Annotated in this window: 15 protein-coding genes and 1 pseudogene; 8 read left to right on the forward strand and 8 right to left on the reverse strand. The window is 63.4% G+C overall.

The genetic code is table 11. From position 1 onward, the window contains the following. Positions 1-22 precede the first annotated feature (22 nt). Positions 23-328 (forward strand): hypothetical protein, encoded by a 306-nt coding sequence (locus tag ABIE35_RS16680; RefSeq protein WP_089593699.1) that lies wholly within the window; start codon positions 23-25, stop codon positions 326-328. 30 nt (positions 329-358) lie between these two features. On the opposite strand, the gene ABIE35_RS16685 is transcribed toward ABIE35_RS16680, so the two are convergent. Further along, a complete protein-coding gene (locus tag ABIE35_RS16685) occupies positions 359-1003 on the reverse strand; it encodes a DedA family protein (protein WP_354516644.1) in 645 nt (214 codons plus the stop codon). Positions 1004-1057: 54 nt separating this feature from the next. Between ABIE35_RS16685 and ABIE35_RS16690 the strand changes: the two genes are divergently transcribed. Further along, positions 1058-1615 carry an O-acetyl-ADP-ribose deacetylase gene (locus ABIE35_RS16690; RefSeq protein ID WP_354516646.1) on the forward strand — a complete coding sequence of 186 codons (558 nt, stop codon included), beginning with the start codon at positions 1058-1060 and terminating at the stop codon, positions 1613-1615. Between the two features lie 101 nt (positions 1616-1716). Here ABIE35_RS16690 and ABIE35_RS16695 read toward each other — a convergent pair. Further along, positions 1717-2976: pseudogene (locus ABIE35_RS16695) on the reverse strand (amino acid permease); the annotation flags it as partial. A 101-nt stretch (positions 2977-3077) separates the two neighbouring features. Here ABIE35_RS16695 and ABIE35_RS16700 point away from each other — a divergent pair. Continuing rightward, on the forward strand, positions 3078-3572 hold the full coding sequence (locus ABIE35_RS16700) for an Lrp/AsnC family transcriptional regulator (RefSeq protein ID WP_354516648.1): 495 nt from the start codon (positions 3078-3080) through the stop codon (positions 3570-3572). Positions 3573-3586: 14 nt separating this feature from the next. On the opposite strand, the gene ABIE35_RS16705 is transcribed toward ABIE35_RS16700, so the two are convergent. Next, the gene (locus ABIE35_RS16705) at positions 3587-4516 is read right to left on the reverse strand and encodes an RluA family pseudouridine synthase (protein ID WP_354516866.1); all 930 of its coding nucleotides are present in this window, start codon (positions 4514-4516) and stop codon (positions 3587-3589) included. A 150-nt stretch (positions 4517-4666) separates the two neighbouring features. On the opposite strand from ABIE35_RS16705, the gene ABIE35_RS16710 reads away from it, so the two are divergent. Beyond that, a complete protein-coding gene (locus tag ABIE35_RS16710) occupies positions 4667-5311 on the forward strand; it encodes an ArsR/SmtB family transcription factor (protein ID WP_354516650.1) in 645 nt (214 codons plus the stop codon). Next, positions 5304-5996 (forward strand): SRPBCC family protein, encoded by a 693-nt coding sequence (locus ABIE35_RS16715; RefSeq protein WP_354516652.1) that lies wholly within the window; start codon positions 5304-5306, stop codon positions 5994-5996. The genes ABIE35_RS16710 and ABIE35_RS16715 overlap by 8 nt, the downstream gene beginning before the upstream one ends. Before the next feature lie 10 nt (positions 5997-6006). On the opposite strand, the gene ABIE35_RS16720 is transcribed toward ABIE35_RS16715, so the two are convergent. Then, positions 6007-6582 (reverse strand): TetR-like C-terminal domain-containing protein, encoded by a 576-nt coding sequence (locus ABIE35_RS16720; protein ID WP_354516654.1) that lies wholly within the window; start codon positions 6580-6582, stop codon positions 6007-6009. Positions 6583-6661: 79 nt separating this feature from the next. Between ABIE35_RS16720 and ABIE35_RS16725 the strand changes: the two genes are divergently transcribed. Next, positions 6662-7156, forward strand: a complete 495-nt coding sequence (locus ABIE35_RS16725; protein ID WP_354516656.1) for a DUF4188 domain-containing protein — start codon at positions 6662-6664, stop codon at positions 7154-7156. Here the strand turns inward: ABIE35_RS16725 and yczR are convergent. Continuing rightward, positions 7153-8607, reverse strand: a complete 1455-nt coding sequence (gene yczR / locus ABIE35_RS16730; protein ID WP_354516658.1) for a MocR-like transcription factor YczR — start codon at positions 8605-8607, stop codon at positions 7153-7155. The two genes, ABIE35_RS16725 and yczR, sit on opposite strands and share 4 nt — an antisense overlap. 61 nt (positions 8608-8668) lie before the next feature. Here yczR and yczE point away from each other — a divergent pair, with 61 nt between their 5' ends. Further along, a complete protein-coding gene (gene yczE / locus ABIE35_RS16735; protein ID WP_354516868.1) occupies positions 8669-9325 on the forward strand; it encodes a membrane protein YczE in 657 nt (218 codons plus the stop codon). Between the two features lie 38 nt (positions 9326-9363). On the opposite strand, the gene ABIE35_RS16740 is transcribed toward yczE, so the two are convergent. From ABIE35_RS16740 to ABIE35_RS16750, 3 genes are read right to left on the reverse strand one after another with little or no spacing between them, the layout of a single operon-like run. Next, on the reverse strand, positions 9364-10590 hold the full coding sequence (locus ABIE35_RS16740) for a glycoside hydrolase family 26 protein (protein ID WP_354516660.1): 1227 nt from the start codon (positions 10588-10590) through the stop codon (positions 9364-9366). Next, on the reverse strand, positions 10587-11024 hold the full coding sequence (locus tag ABIE35_RS16745; RefSeq protein ID WP_354516662.1) for an STAS domain-containing protein: 438 nt from the start codon (positions 11022-11024) through the stop codon (positions 10587-10589). Before ABIE35_RS16745 ends, ABIE35_RS16740 begins: the two co-directional genes overlap by 4 nt. A 47-nt stretch (positions 11025-11071) precedes the next feature. Further along, positions 11072-12964 (reverse strand): glycosyltransferase family 2 protein, encoded by a 1893-nt coding sequence (locus ABIE35_RS16750; protein WP_354516664.1) that lies wholly within the window; start codon positions 12962-12964, stop codon positions 11072-11074. Positions 12965-13305: 341 nt separating this feature from the next. On the opposite strand from ABIE35_RS16750, the gene ABIE35_RS16755 reads away from it, so the two are divergent. Continuing rightward, positions 13306-14568, forward strand: coding sequence for a ricin-type beta-trefoil lectin domain protein (locus tag ABIE35_RS16755; protein ID WP_354516666.1), 1263 nt, complete (start codon positions 13306-13308; stop codon positions 14566-14568). Positions 14569-14680: the final 112 nt, after the last annotated feature.

The following is a 14680-nucleotide window of genomic DNA, read 5'->3' on the forward strand; positions in this document are numbered from 1 at the left end:
GAGAGACGGTTAGGGTGGTGGAATGCCGTCGTTCCAAACCAAGTTGAAGATCACTGGCCTCAAACCGGGGAATGCGCCTGAGTCAGTAATGGCCGCAGCGGTGGAAGCCCTGGAAACCCGCCACCACGTGGAGTCCAACCAGCTGGATATCGTGGGCGGCGTACCCCAGATCAGCCTGCGCTTCACGGTGGGCGACCGCGATTACTCAGGTGAGAACGACGAAGCCCGGACATCTGCAGCCATGATGCGTGACGCCGTCGAACGCGTGGCCATCACGGGCAGCCTTTACGTACTGCGCCGCAGCCGCGGACGCTGGTCACCGGTCTAACACGCTGCCCTCCGGTCTAAATCGGGGAAGTTACTCGGGCTGGGGTACGTCACCGGGTTTATCGGCGTCGTACGGTTCGTCAACGGGTGAGCGGCTGCCGCGGCGCCGCGTGACGATCAGCCCCACCACCACGCCGATCACCAGGCCGACGCCCACGCCGATGAGTGAACTGGCCCAAAACGGCAGCTTGGTGGTGGAGCCGGTGAAGTAGCCGAGGCCCACTTGCCAGACCGCCCATAGGACCGCTCCCAGACCGGCGCAAAGGCTGAAACCGCGGACGGAAACGTTGGCAATGCCCGCTGCCGAGGATGTTGCGAGCCTGCCTCCGGGGATGAACCGTGCGCCGATGATGGCCCCGTAAGTGGAAGAGCGTCCGGCTTTGGCGATGGCCTCGTGGATTCCGCGGTGTAGCCGGCGGCCCCACGACCACCGGTCCAGGACATGGCTGATGCGCCGTTTGAAGAGGATAAAAACCGCCATGTCGCCTAGCCAGGATGCCAAGGCGGCGAGGAACAGGATCAGCCAGAAATTGGCGTGGCCGTCGGCGGCGAGGGCGCCGCCGGTGATCACCACCATTTCCGAGGGGATGGGCGGGAAGATGGCATCGCCCAGCACAATGGGGACGATCCACAGGTAAATCGCGGATCCCCACGTCTCAGGGGCGGTGATGTCCATGGGCACAAGGTACCGCACTTGCCGCATCGGCCGCTCCAGCGCAAGACTGACGCCATGCGAATCGACATTTTGAAGGGGGACATCGCCACCCGCCCGGTGGACGCGATCGTCAATGCCGCCAACTCGTCTCTGCTCGGTGGCGGGGGAGTGGACGGGGCCATCCACAGGGCCGCCGGCCCGGAACTCCTCGCCGCGTGTCGCGAGGTGAGGCGGACGTCGTTGCCGGACGGGCTGCCGGTGGGCTCTGCCGTCGCGACCCCCGGGTTCCGGCTGCCCGCCCAGTGGGTGGTGCATACGGTGGGTCCCAACCGGCACGCGGGGCAAACGGATCCGGCGCTGCTCGCCTCGTGTTTCCACGGAAGTCTGAACGTGGCGGCCGGGCTGGGTGCCCGGTCCGTCGCCTTCCCGGCGATCAGCGCCGGAATCTACGGTTGGGACGCCCGTCAGGTTGCCGAGGTAGCGCTCGACGCCGTGAGGTCGTTTTCGTCGTCATCTTCCGCTGGTGCCGCTGCGGAGAGCCCGGTGGAGGTAGTGGAGTTCGTGCTGTTCTCGGAGGATACGACGGCGGTCTTCCGGACGGTGTTCGGTTCCTCCCCGGGGTCGGATGCCTGACGTTTGCGCCGCTGCACCACAAAGAACAGGACCGTGACCACCGCCAACGACGGCAGGCCGAAGACCAAGGTCATATTGAAGGCCGAGGTGCCCAACGTACTGATGCCGATGGCGAGCATGAGCACCGCGCCAAGAATGGTGCCCACGGGGTAGAAGCGGGTCTTGTAGGAGAGCTGCGTGCCGCTGCGTTTCATGCTGCGGCGGAAGAACCAGTGGGTTACGAAAATCATGAACCAGGTGAACATGGCCCCGAACATCGAAATGGCCATCATGAGGGTGAAGGCTGTCTCAGGGAACATCGCGTAGACCACCGTGGCAATGGCGATTCCGGCGGTGGACAGGACCAGCGCATTGACGGGGGCGCCGTTGGAGCGCAGCTTTCCGAACACGGCCGGAGCGTCGCCGCTGCGGGAGAGGCTGAAGATCATGCGGGTGGAGATGTAGAGCTGGCTGTTCATGGCGGAGAGCGCAGCGATGATCACTACAAAGGTCAGCAGGCTGTCGGCGAAAGGAATGCCGAGGTTCTGCATTACCGTGACGAAAGGGCTGCCACCGGCGAGGATTTGGCTGACGGGTGCAATCGCAAGGATGAGCGCCAGCGTGACGATGTAGAACAGGAGCAATCGGGCGATAGTGGTGCGGAAAGCCTTCTTCACAGCTGTTGCGGGGTCCTTGGCTTCGCCCGCCGCGATGGCGATCATTTCAATGCTGAGGTAGCTGAAGATGGACACGATCACGGCGAACCACGTGCCTGATAAGCCGTTGGGGAAGAAGCCGCCCTCTGCGGTGTAGTTCTGGAAGCCGGTGCCCTCGGTGCGGGCGCCGAACACGATGTACGCACCGAGCACAATGAATGCGATGATCGCGAAGACCTTGATGCTGGAGAACCAGTACTCCAGTGTTCCGAACACCTTGACGTTCATGGTGTTGACCCCGATCAGGACCGCGGAGAAGAAGATCACCCAGAGCAGTGACGGCACGTCAGGGAACCAGAGCTTCATGTATTCACCCACAGCGGTCACCTCAGTTCCCACCGCCAGCACTATGCACGACCAATACATGTACTTCACCAGGAACCCGGCCAGCGGGCTCACGTAGTGCTCTGCGAAAGCTCCGAACGAGCCTGACGTGGGGTGTGCCACCGTCATCTCGGACAAACTGCCCATGAGCAGCAGTGCGATCAGCCCGCCAATGGCGTAGCTGATGATCACGCTGGGACCGGCAAGGCCGATGGCAAACTTGCTGCCCAGGAACAGTCCGGTGCCGATAGCACCGCCCAGCGCGATCATTGTCATCTGGCGTGAGGTGAGCTGCCGTTTGAGCCCACCTTCACGTGCCTGGATCTTGTCGAAACTGCCCATCGCGACCTCCTCGTCGATTCTGTAAATCGCTTCAAGTTAGAATCCAACTCAAAGAAGTACAAAGGATTTCGAAGCATCACAAAAATAATGGAGGTGTGCTCGTGTCGGATTCACCTGCAGCCCGTTCGCAGGGGGCTGTGCCGAACCGGGTTCGGCTCGACGAAACCGACCGGCTGATCCTCAAAGAACTCATGGCTGACGCCAGGATCCCCAACAACGTGCTCGCCTCGAAGGCGGGCATCGCCCCGTCCACGTGCCTCGGACGGGTCCGGGCTCTGCGGGACGCCGGGATCATCCGGGGCTTCCACGCTTCGGTGGACCTGGAAGCTCTGGGGTTCATGGTCTATGCACTGATCTCAGTGCGCGTGAACTCGCAGGCACGGAACAAGATGTTGGCTATCGGCCAACGGTTGCGGGCGCTTCCGAATGTGCAGAGCGTTTTCCTGCTGGCCGGAGACCAGGACTTCCTCATGCATGTGGCCTGCGGGACGCCCAAGGAACTCCGGGACTTCATTGCGGTTCACCTGGCCTCGGATCCGGCCATCGCAAACACGCAAACCAACCTGGTCTTCGATCACCTGACGCCGCGGGACTGACGTTCAGGGGAGGCTCAAGCGTGGGCTTCGCTGAGCTCCAACTGGCTGCGGTATTCCACGGGTTGTTTGGTGATGGGGTCAACGAACCGGATGCCGCGGGCCAGGAGTTGGAGCGGCTTGCTGTAATCGTCCGGGGCCTTGTCCAGCAGGTCCGGGTAAAAGGCATCGTTGATGATGCCCAGGCCCAACGACGCCATATGGACGCGAAGTTGGTGCGTTTTTCCGGTGTGCGGTTCCAAGCGGTACAGCGCGCGCTGGTGGGTGCCGGCGTCGAACGTTGTTGTTTGTTCTATGCGCGTTTCGGCGTTCGGTTCGCCGTCGATCACTTCGGCGAGCAGGTAGCTGCGGGACTTGGTCATGCGGTTGCGGACCACGGCGGGGAATTCGACGGCGGGATAGCCTGCGGCGGGCGTCGCGGCGGACACGCACTCGTATTCCTTCTGGACCTGGCGCTTCTCGAAAAGGACCTGGTATTTTCCGCGGGTCTCCGGGTTGGTGGACAGCAGGAGGAGGCCGGCGGTCATGCGGTCCAGGCGGTGCATGGGGATGAGGTCCGGGAGGTCCAGCAGGTTCCGGAGGCGGACCAGCGCAGACTCCTGGATGTAAGTTCCGCCGGGGGTGGTCGGGAGGAAGTGTGGCTTGTCCACCACCAGGATGTGCTCGTCCTGGTGAAGGATGTCGATCTCCACGGGAAGCCGGGTCTCAGGCGGCAGGGTGCGGTAGTACCAAATGAAGGTGTGGTCCTCCAATTTGGTGCTGCGATCAAGGGGAACCCCGCCTTCGCCCACGATCTCTCCGGCGTCGAACCGATCCTCGATGCCTTGCGGGTCAATGTGTCCCCAGCGGTGCATCATGTAGTCCATTGCGGTGGTCCACGGGCCCTCGTCCGGCAGGCGCAGGCGGGTAGCGTTCACGCCGTCGCGCACGGGGAGGGGGGATTGCATCACCGGTCAATTCTACCGGTGCTGCGTTGTGGGGCCCGCTCTGCGCCCTGATTGGCGCGCGAGGCACGCAGAGTGGGCCTCGCAACCCAACGCAAACCGACGAGAAAAAAGTTCTTGACAAGAAAAGTTGTCGGTGACCATACTTGGAGCATGTTGGACATCGAAGTGATTGAGGATCCGGCCGCGGCGGAAGCGTCGCTGGACCCGATCCGCACCCGCATCCTCCACGAGCTCGCCGAGCCTGCGTCCGCGACGCAGCTGGCGCTCAAGGTCGGCTTGCCGCGGCAGAAGGTGAACTACCACCTCAAAGCGCTCGAGCGCCACGGCCTGGTTGAACTGGTGGAGGAGCGGCGCAAGGGAAACGTCACCGAACGCGTTGTGCGTGCGACGGCGGCCTCATACCTGATCTCACCCGTCGCCCTGGCGTCGGTGGCGCCGGACCCGCGACGCTTCGCCGACCGCTTCTCCGCGTTTTGGCTTCTCTCCCTTGCCTCGCGCACCGTGCAGGAAATGGGCAAGCTCATCTCCGGCGCAGCCGTGGCGAAGAAAAAGCTGGCCAGCTTCGCGATCGACGGTGAGATCACCTTCCGATCTGCGGCGGAACGCGCAGCATTCGCCGAAGAGCTCGGCGTAGCGGTGACCCAACTGGTGGATAAGTACCACGACGGCGGTGCTGCCGCGGTGGCGGGCGGGGCGCGCAAGCACCGGCTCGTCGTCGTGCTTCATCCCGCACTTAAGACGCACCAAGAGCCATCAACAGATCCAACAGCAGAAAAGGACCAAGGCAATGACTGACAAGAAGAACTTCGAAATTGTGGCGGACACCGAGCTGCCTGGGACTCCCGAGCGCGTGTGGCGGGCTGTCACGGCGGACACCGCGGCTTGGATGTTCCCCACGGATCAGTGGCCCGACGTGAAGACCACCGAGGAGTTTCCTACGCATTTGGTGTCCCGGATGGATGGCCCGGACGGCTGGTTCAACCAGTTGGAGCACGTCTTGGAGCCGCTCGACGGCGGCCGTGCCAAGCTGCACTACGTCCACAGCGGCATCTTCGCCGATAACTGGGACGAGCAGTACGACGGCGCCAGCAAGCATACGGAGTTCTACCTCCACACGTTGGGTCAGTATCTGCAGTACTTCGACGGCAAGCCCGTGGTGTTCACCGACATCCAGGCGCCCGCGGCCTCGCAGACTCCGGACGGTTTCACGCAATTGAAGAAGGCGCTCGGCGTTGAGGGGCTCGCGGCTGGATCAGCCGTTGACCTTGACGTCGACGGCGTGGGACGGCTGAGCGGTGAGGTGGACTTCTCCAACGAGAACTTCCTGGGACTGCGGACCGGCGACGCCCTCTACCGCTTCTTCGGCCGGAATGCTTTCGGCGCTCCGGTGGGCATGACCGTGCACGATTTCAGCGGTTCCAGGGACTCAGAGCTCACAGCCGAGGCCTGGAGCGGGTTCCTGGAGAAGGTCTACTCGTAGACGGGCCGGGTTAGGCGGCCCAGGCCCGTGCTACGGATTCCAGGGCCGCCTCGTAGATTCCAGCCCAGTCCGCTGCGGGGTCATTCATTTGCGCCAGCTCGAGGCTGACCAGCCCGTGGACCTGACCCCAAATGGCCATCGCCACAATGGTGGGATCGTCGCTTCGGAGCCTGCCGGCTGACTGGGCAGCCATCACCGCCTCCACCAAGGGGAGCATGGAATCCGAGGCGACGTCCGGCGTCGGGCTGCAGTCAACGTAGGCGGCCAATGCGCCGCCGAACATAAGCCGGTACAACGCCGGATGCTCCAAGGCCCACACCCGGTAGGCGCGCCCAAGCTCCAGCAGTCCGCCCTCGGCAGCTTCCTTTTGGGACTCGCCGAAGGATCGAAAACCGTCGTCGACGGCTGCCGTCAGCAGCTGCGCCTTGCCGCCGAAGAGCGAGTAGATGGCCGTGGTGGAGGTCTCTGCCGCGGCGGCAACGTCCCGAAGGGTGACGCGGGCAGGTCCTTCGCGGTCCACCAGTTCCGCGGTGACTGCCAGGAGCCGTTGCTGGACGTGCTGGTCATGAACGATGGGTCTTGCCATGCCATCAAGTGTTTCATAACATTGTTTCATAACAACGTTATGAAACCGGCATTCAGGACTGCATTCAGGAAGGCTTAATATGGCACAGGAGATTTTCCCCGGCCGCTTCACCGCGGACATTGGGCGCGATACCGTGACCGTTTTCCTCATCGGGATGCGCGCCAACCGGTGGTGGAAGATGGGCCGGGTGGCGAAGGTTGCCTCAGCCATGCCCACCATGATGCGGCACCTCGCAGAAAACCCCGAGGCCGGACTACTCGGCAGTGAGCAGTGGTTTGGGCGGACCACCGTGCTGCTCAGCTACTGGGAAAGCCCTGGGCATCTTCGCAAATTTGCTGCCGACAAGGATTCGCCGCATCTGGGTCCGTGGCGGAAATTCATGAAGGAGATTGCGGGCAGCGGCGACGTTGGCGTGTGGCACGAAACGTATCAGGTTCCGGCGTCGGGCATTGAAGTGGTGTACAACGGGATGCCGCTGTTCGGGCTGGCCAAGGCAACCTCGCATGTCCCCGTGGGCCCCGGCAGCAACACGGCGAAGCAGCGCATGGGCGGGACCCGGAGTGCGGCGGCTTAGGCAACCGCGACGACGGCGGGTCGCCCGGCTTTGAGGGTACGGCGCAGGTGGGGGGCGGCGTCGAGCTTGTCCTGGGCGGTGCGGAGTGCGCCGACGGCAAACTCCAACTGCGCGGGCGGCAAGGTGTAGGGCACGCGCAGGTAGTGCTCGAACGCTCCGCCCACTCCAAAGCGCGGACCGGCGGCCAATCGGACCCCGAAGTCGGGTGCGAGGACCGTCAGTGCCGTGCTGCACGGCGAGGGGAGCCGGCACCAGGCGGTAAGTCCGCCCTGTGGTCGCTCCACCTCCCACGATGGCAAGTACTCCGCCAGCAACCCCAACAGCGATTCCCTGTTGTGCCGGAGTTCCTCCAGCCGGGCGTCCAGCGGTTCGGCGAAGGATCTGACCAGACGGGCCGCAGCCAGCTGTTCCACCACGGGACCGCCCAAATCCATGACGGTCCTCGTCGCAACAAAACGGGTAATCATCGCTTCATCGGCCCGGATCCACCCGGTCCTGAGGCCTGCCCAATGCGATTTGCTCAGCGACCCAATGGAGACTACCGAGGGACTGAAGGACGACATCGGAGCCGTGCGGACACCGTCGAGGTTCAAACCCCGCAACGTTTCATCCACCACCAGCACCGTCCCGGACGCAGTTGCAGCGCGCACCAACCGCCGCCGCTGCAGATCCGACATGATGCGTCCTGTTGGATTGTGGAAGTCCGGGACGAGATAGGCCATGGCGGGTCGCTGGTGGTTCATCGTGGACACCATCGCGTCGATGTCCCAGGCAGGAGAAATGCCGGCGGGCAGGGCGACTGGCAGCGGTTTGCAGCCGGCGGAGCGGATGGCGTCCAGCGCGTTGGGATAGGTGGGGTGTTCCACCAGGACCCGGTCCTGTTTTCCGGCGAGCGTCCGCAGCACAATGTTGAGGGCATGCTGGGCGCCGGAGGTGACCAGGATCTGGCCGGCTGTGGTGGGCACGCCCTCGGCGGTGTATTTTTCCGCGATGGCTTCACGCAGGGCGGGGACGCCGACGGCATCGTACCCGAAGCCCGGCAAGAGTGCCGGCAGCTCGGTCAGTGCCTCCGCGAACGCCCGATGCACCACTTCTCCGGCGGCGGGCAGCGATGCATATGCGAGGTCCAGCAGCCCGTCCGGAACGGCAAGCCCGGGCGCGCTGACTGGCACCGTGCGGTGCGGGATGCAGGTCCTGCCGCGGCTGCCCTGCCCGGCAGTGAGGAAGCCCTGCTCCCGCAGGCTCGCATAGGCGGCGGTGACGGTGGTGCGGCTGAGGCCGAGCGTTTGGGCGAGTGCCCGTTCGCTGGGTAGCGCGACGTCCAGTGGGATGCGCCCATCCATCACCAGTAAACGCACGACGTCGGCCAACTCGCGGTAGGCGGGCAGGGCCCCGGAGTTCCAGGTGCCCAGGAGGCGGACGAGGGCAGTGGGATTCAGTGAGCCGGGCATAGGACCAGTATTCCAAACTGGCTATGGAATGCAAGGCCAGTTAACTTGGATGATGGACATCATGATGACCCGAAGAATCACACAACTGCTGATCGGCCTCGCGATGTATGGCATCTCCTTGGCCATGTTCATCCGGGCAGGTCTTGGCTTGGACCCCTGGGATGTGTTCCACCAAGGTGTGTCCCAGAAGACCGGCTTCAGTATTGGCATTGTGGTCATCGCGGTCAGCTTCCTTGTCCTGCTCCTCTGGATTCCGTTGCGGCAAATGCCAGGGATCGGAACCATCGCCAACGCGGTGCTCGTGGGACTCTTTGCCGACCTTGGACTATGGCTCATCCCCGGGTTCTCCCACTTGGGTGGCCAGATCGCCATGCTTGCCGGAGCCGTGATCCTCAACGGTATTGCTTCTGCCTGCTACATCGGCGCCCGGCTCGGTCCCGGTGCCCGCGATGGCCTCATGACAGGCCTGGTTCGCCGCACCGGATGGTCCGTCAGGCTGGTGCGCACCGGCATCGAAGTGGTGGTCCTTGCCGTGGGCTTCCTGCTGGGAGGCTCCGTAGGTGTGGGAACCGTGGTCTATGCCTTGGCGATTGGCCCGATCGTGCAAGTGCTGCTGCCGAAATTCATGGTTCCGGAACGGGCCAAGGCAACGCTCGGCACGCCTTCCGGTTCGGCAACGGAACCCTCAGAAGCCGTGCCGGCAGCGCCCGCCGCCTAAGCCGCGCCGCCTAAGCCCCGCCGCTTGACCGGCGGAACCTAGCGGCACACACCCAAATCCTCGCCGTACCGTAACCAACCCGGCAGGTCCTGCGTCAGGGCATCGCGGATGGCGGGCGTTCCAGCGCTACGCCAATCCACGTCGTCGTTGATTTCGATCTCATACTTCTTCCACTCGAACCAGTTGATCATTTTCAGTTGCGGAAACTGTTGGTGGGTTTCGGGGGAGAAGACCTGGCGCCACCAGGCCCGTTTGACGTCCAGCTCTGACGCTCCACCGCGCGCCGGCGTGAAGATCGCCGCCGTCTCCGGAATCCCTACCGGCTTCTGATGGTCCACTCCGTAGACCTTGTAGAAGTCCGGGACGGCGCTGTCATCGCCGGCGGTTCCGTTGTAGGTTCCGGTCAGCATGGCCAGGAATTTGCCCGGCTCGGAGATGTCGTTGTTGCCCCAGGGCCGCTGGTTGCCCCAGTGATACAGCGACACGCCCACCCAATCCACGGCGTCGTCCCCGGGGTAATAGGGGGCGTACGTGTCATCGTTCATGGTGAGCGTACCGTCATGGTCAGTGTCCAGGGTGGCGAAGTCCGGGGTGCCCGGTCTGGCGGCGAATTGGCCGCCCGTAAAGGGGTAGCCGCCGCCGTAGTTCGGTGCCCACATCATGGACGTACCCGGCGCTTGGGAATGCACGGCCGCTGCCACCTTTCGGAAAACCTCCACGTAACGCAGCGGCTGCTGGCCCCAGGAATACCAGGAACCGTTCATCTCATGCGCAAAGCGCACGACGACGGGCGTCCCCTGATCATTGATGGCCCGTAAGTCGGTGGCCAACTTGGCGATCACTTCGTCGCTCATGGTTGCCAGGCCACCGTGTGGTTCCAGCGTCAGGAGCAGGACGCCGCCTGTGGGACGGACCTGGGTGACGGCGTTGGTGGTGTGGGACCACGTTTCGTCGTCGTACGGGATGTCCGAAAACTGGACCACCACCGCCGGATCATGCCCGAGATTGGCCTGGTGTTCCGCCAGGGTTTCAGAGTTCCAGTCCAGGTTGACGCCCAGCAAGACCCCGTCCTTGGGCACGACTGTGGAAGCATCCACAGCCCTGCAGAGGGAGAGCGCCTGGACCACCGGCACCACCTCCTTGGACGCGAAACCCAGTCCAGTGGCGGCGAGGGCCGTCACCACCAAAGGGATGAGCAGGCTGGCCCGCCGGCGCTTTCGATTCGGATGGCCGCTAAAGGTGGGAGGTGCCGGGGCCACTGTCATCCCCATCCCAAGGTGCGGCGCGGACGCCCGAAGAGCCCACGCCAGCGTGACTGCGGCGCGAGGTGACGTGCCCCCGCCAGGTTCGTACCGGCGTCGAGCGCTTCCTGGCGGGTGGCGTAGATGCGGGCCACGTGCCCCAGATGGGCTTGGAGCAGTGTTTGGTCGAGGGCGGTGGACGTGCCGAAAAGACGTAAATCGCCGCCGCGGGCGCGGAGCACATGCAGTACCTCAAGCAGGCCAACGACGCCGGACGCGCCTACTGATGTCACGTCGGCAACATTCAGCAGGACCACTATGGGGCCGTCGGCCGCGGCTTCCGCGGAGAGGTGGCGAACATCCAGGACGCTCAAAGCGTCCAGGGGGCCCGCGATGGTCAGATCGATTGCTGTCAACAAGGTGGGGATGGAATTCGGGGCATGGGAAAGAACGGACATGGGGCGCTCCTGGCTGGGGGTTGGAACGGCTTTATTCAGGTTTGTTGTCAGTGAGGTGTTGGGCGTGAACCCTGAGCGGATTCGAGGACGCGGGTAAGCTCATGCGGGGTGGGAACCGGGGCCACCAGCTCCTCGCCGGGACCGCGGTATCGTGCAGCCCCGATCACCACGCTTAAGAGCGCCAGGTCCAAAGCAACCCAGGCCAACGTGATGAGCGTGGGATACAGCGGAGCTTCCCCGGTGGTTACGCGGGCGAGGCCAATGACCGCGGAAATAACCAGCAACGCCATGGCTGCTACCTGCAGCCTGACGTGCTGGAAACCACGTCCCGTGGCCTGTTTGCTCTTGGCCGTGACGGAGAAGGTGAGGTGCTTGCCGAGGAATACGGCCGCCGCTCCTGAGCAGGTGGCGGCGATCCAGGTGGGAAAGAGCGCGAAAGACCATTGCTGGCCACGCCACAGGCCCTTCGCGCCATTGCCCGCTACCTGGAACAGCACCTGGCACGAAATGAAGAAAGGAAGGAACAGGCAGAAGAACACCACGGGGCTGGCCGTCAACGGATAGGTGCCGGCCCAGAGGAAAACCACCGGCGCTGCGATATAGCTCAGGGCGGCAAATCCGTTGAGGTAGCTGGTCATGGTACCCAGATACATCAGGCGCTGGGCCACCGTGAGGCCACGAAGCAACAGCGGGTTGTCATTGAAAAACACCTGCATGGTTCCGGCTGCCCAGCGATGACGCTGGGAAAGCATGGTGGACACATCCTCAGGCGCCAGGCCGTGGACCAGGACCTCGTGGTGGTAAACGCTGCCCCACCCCATCGCGTGAAGGTGCATGGCGGTGGCCATATCCTCGGTGATGGTGGTGGTGTCCATGGGGTGGATGGCCAGTGCTTGATCTGTATGCGCCACATCCACCGACTCCAGGACGGCGTCGAGTTCGGGCACCACGTCATCCATGGCATCAGGTACTGACAATGCGGCCGTATGGAAAGCGACGCGAAGCTCGAAGGTGATCTCCGCCAAGACATCGCCCCTGCGGAGCTGGCGCTCCGCACGCGCCATCGCTTCCAACGCCTGTTCGACCACCGGCATTGCCGCGGGATGGCGCCTGCCAAGTTCACCCAGGAGATCCTGCAGCCTTGAGCGGCCCTTACGCAGGGAACTCCACGTCTGTTCCGTGGCTGTGCGGGTGTAGCGGGTCAAGCCCAAGGCCATGAGGGCTTCCCGGCGCAGGACAGCATTCGAGCCGCAGAAGAACGCCGCGTCCCAGCCATCCTTGCCTTGTTGGATGGGGCCGTAGAACAGTTCCGCCTGGCTGCCCAGGGGATCCCGGTCTGTGACGTTCCAAAAGTGCTGCGGGGTCTGGACGAAGGCCACCTCTTCAGCATCGAAATAGCCCAGGACGCGGTCCAGGAAACGGGGTTCCGGGACCTGATCGGCGTCCAGGATGGCCACGAACTCGCCCGTGGTCAAGGACAGGGCGTTGTTGACGTTGCCCGCTTTTGCGAAGCGCTGCCTGCCATCCCATTCGGGTCCGCGGGTGATGTACCCGACGCCTATCTGCCCGGCTGCCGTCGCGAATTCGGTGCGGTTGCCATCGTCCAGAATCCACGTTTGGTGGGGGTACTCCATCTCCCTGGCGGCGATGGCCGTTTTGAGGACCAGGTCCAGTGGCTCGTTGTAGGTGGCGATGAAAACGTCCACCGTCCTGCCCGGAAGGGCAGTCGGGGGAGGCGGCCGTCGTCGTGCGTTCCACATGGTTACTGCGTACAGCGCGGATTCGCCCAGGCTGTATGTCTCCGCGGCCACGAGCGGCAGCGAAATCCACCACGCATCCCATGCGACCGTGCCGGACCATCGCCAACTGATGTAGATCAATCCAAAGGAAACCACCAGAACTGCAAGAATCCTTACCAGTATTTGTCTGTAAATGCCCATCTTTAGCCTCCGGTAACTGCTGGGGAAAAGGCCAAGGCGCGGCAGCATGCCCGAGCACATTCGGATTGAAGGCTGGGAGGACACGGCTGACGCGCCTGGAGCATGCATCGTCGATGCTCAGAGGAAGGAATTCGGCTGCGAACGGAATTTCCCTATGCCATCCGGGGTGACATCATTTTCGTCACCCAAATGGTTCCTCATTCCACTTTCCCCCGCTTCTATTTCATCGCTGTTACGAAAAAGAAAAGTAAAGTCGCGGTGATTATTTCCAGGCCGTGACGTTTTGTGTGTCGTCCTGAAAAGGCTTGCGCGCGGATTGCCGCACCGTCAGAGTGGCAACCATGAAGCGAAGACTCATGCCCCTGACGATGCTCGTCGCCGGCCTGACCCTCGCAGCTGCTGTCATAGCTCCGGAGCCGTCCGCAATGGCCGCCGCGGGCATGCCGGCCCCGGGTGCCTTGGTGTGGAGTGACGAGTTCAACGGCCCTGCCGGCACCGCGCCGGACCCCGGAAAATGGTCCTACGACACTGGAGGATCCGGCTGGGGCAACGGCGAACTTCAGTACTACACATCCAGCCCCAGGAATGCCGCAGCAGACGGCAGGGGAAACATGGCCATCACGGCACGCAAGGAGAATCCTGCCAGCTACCAGTGCCACTACGGCTCATGCCAATACACGTCCGCACGCCTCCTCACCGCCGGAAAATTCAGCCGGACGCAAGGTCGGTTCGAAGCCCGGCTCAAATTACCTCAAGGGCAAGGTATGTGGCCCGCATTCTGGATGCTGGGCAACAACGTCTTCACCGACGGTTGGCCAGCCAGCGGGGAACTGGACGTCATGGAAAATGTCGGCAAGGAACCTGGAACCGTGTGGGGAAGCATCCACGGCCCTGGCTACTCGGGGGCGAGCTCGTCCAACGACAGCTACACCCTGCCGAACGGCAAACCCTTGGGCGACGAGTTCCACACGTTCACTGTGGACTGGGGGCCCGAATCCATCACGTGGTACATCGACGGCACTCCCTACTCACGGAAAACCAAAGCAACAACTCCGGGCCCTTGGGTCTTCGATCACAACTTCTTCCTCCTGCTGAACCTGGCCGTCGGCGGCTACTGGCCGGGAGCTCCGGACGCAGGCACAGCATTTCCGCAGTCCCTCCTGATCGATTACGTCCGGGTCTATGAACTCGCTGCCCCTCCGTCACCACCTGCAAGCGCGGCCGGAACCCGGATCCAGGGCTACGCGGGCAGGTGCATCGACGTCGCCGGGAGGCAAGCCGTGGACGGTGCTCAACTCCAGCTATGGGACTGCGACACAGCAGCCTCGGAGCAGTGGACTTTCGCCGCCGACGGCACCATCCGCTCACTGGGCAAATGCATGGACGTCGCTTGGGGATCCACATCCAACGGCGCACGCATTCAACTCACCGGGTGCAACGGCAACGCAGCGCAGAAGTTCGTCCTGAACGATGCCGGAGACCTGGTTAATCCACAGGCCAATAAGTGTGTTGACGTCGCCGATTGGAATCCATCCAACGGTGCACGGCTGCAATTATGGGATTGCGCCGGGTCCGCCAACCAGAAGTGGTGGCGGATGGCGTAGGAAAGCGTCCGACGGCGGCGCGCGCCTTTGCGGGGCTTGGTCGAGTATTGCTGGGGCGGCTGGGGAGCTTCCTGGAGTAGTCGGCCGGAGCCGTGGGTGTGCGTTGTCGTCG

Origin of the sequence: Paenarthrobacter sp. 4246 (assembly GCF_040546855.1) — a bacterium.
Taxonomy (GTDB): Bacteria; Actinomycetota; Actinomycetes; order Actinomycetales; family Micrococcaceae; genus Arthrobacter.

Excerpts from the sequence above, each read along its gene's own strand:
- ABIE35_RS16680 (WP_089593699.1), top strand. The coding sequence starts at position 23 with ATGCCGTCGTTCCAAACCAAGTTGAAGATCACTGGCCTCAAACCGGGG.
- ABIE35_RS16685 (WP_354516644.1), bottom strand. The coding sequence starts at position 1,003 with ATGGACATCACCGCCCCTGAGACGTGGGGATCCGCGATTTACCTGTGG.
- ABIE35_RS16690 (WP_354516646.1), top strand. The coding sequence starts at position 1,058 with ATGCGAATCGACATTTTGAAGGGGGACATCGCCACCCGCCCGGTGGAC.
- ABIE35_RS16705 (WP_354516866.1), bottom strand. The coding sequence starts at position 4,516 with ATGCAATCCCCCCTCCCCGTGCGCGACGGCGTGAACGCTACCCGCCTG.
- ABIE35_RS16710 (WP_354516650.1), top strand. The coding sequence starts at position 4,667 with ATGTTGGACATCGAAGTGATTGAGGATCCGGCCGCGGCGGAAGCGTCG.
- ABIE35_RS16715 (WP_354516652.1), top strand. The coding sequence starts at position 5,304 with ATGACTGACAAGAAGAACTTCGAAATTGTGGCGGACACCGAGCTGCCT.
- ABIE35_RS16720 (WP_354516654.1), bottom strand. The coding sequence starts at position 6,582 with ATGGCAAGACCCATCGTTCATGACCAGCACGTCCAGCAACGGCTCCTG.
- ABIE35_RS16725 (WP_354516656.1), top strand. The coding sequence starts at position 6,662 with ATGGCACAGGAGATTTTCCCCGGCCGCTTCACCGCGGACATTGGGCGC.
- yczR (WP_354516658.1), bottom strand. The coding sequence starts at position 8,607 with ATGCCCGGCTCACTGAATCCCACTGCCCTCGTCCGCCTCCTGGGCACC.
- yczE (WP_354516868.1), top strand. The coding sequence starts at position 8,669 with ATGATGACCCGAAGAATCACACAACTGCTGATCGGCCTCGCGATGTAT.
- ABIE35_RS16740 (WP_354516660.1), bottom strand. The coding sequence starts at position 10,590 with ATGACAGTGGCCCCGGCACCTCCCACCTTTAGCGGCCATCCGAATCGA.
- ABIE35_RS16745 (WP_354516662.1), bottom strand. The coding sequence starts at position 11,024 with ATGTCCGTTCTTTCCCATGCCCCGAATTCCATCCCCACCTTGTTGACA.
- ABIE35_RS16750 (WP_354516664.1), bottom strand. The coding sequence starts at position 12,964 with ATGGGCATTTACAGACAAATACTGGTAAGGATTCTTGCAGTTCTGGTG.
- ABIE35_RS16755 (WP_354516666.1), top strand. The coding sequence starts at position 13,306 with ATGAAGCGAAGACTCATGCCCCTGACGATGCTCGTCGCCGGCCTGACC.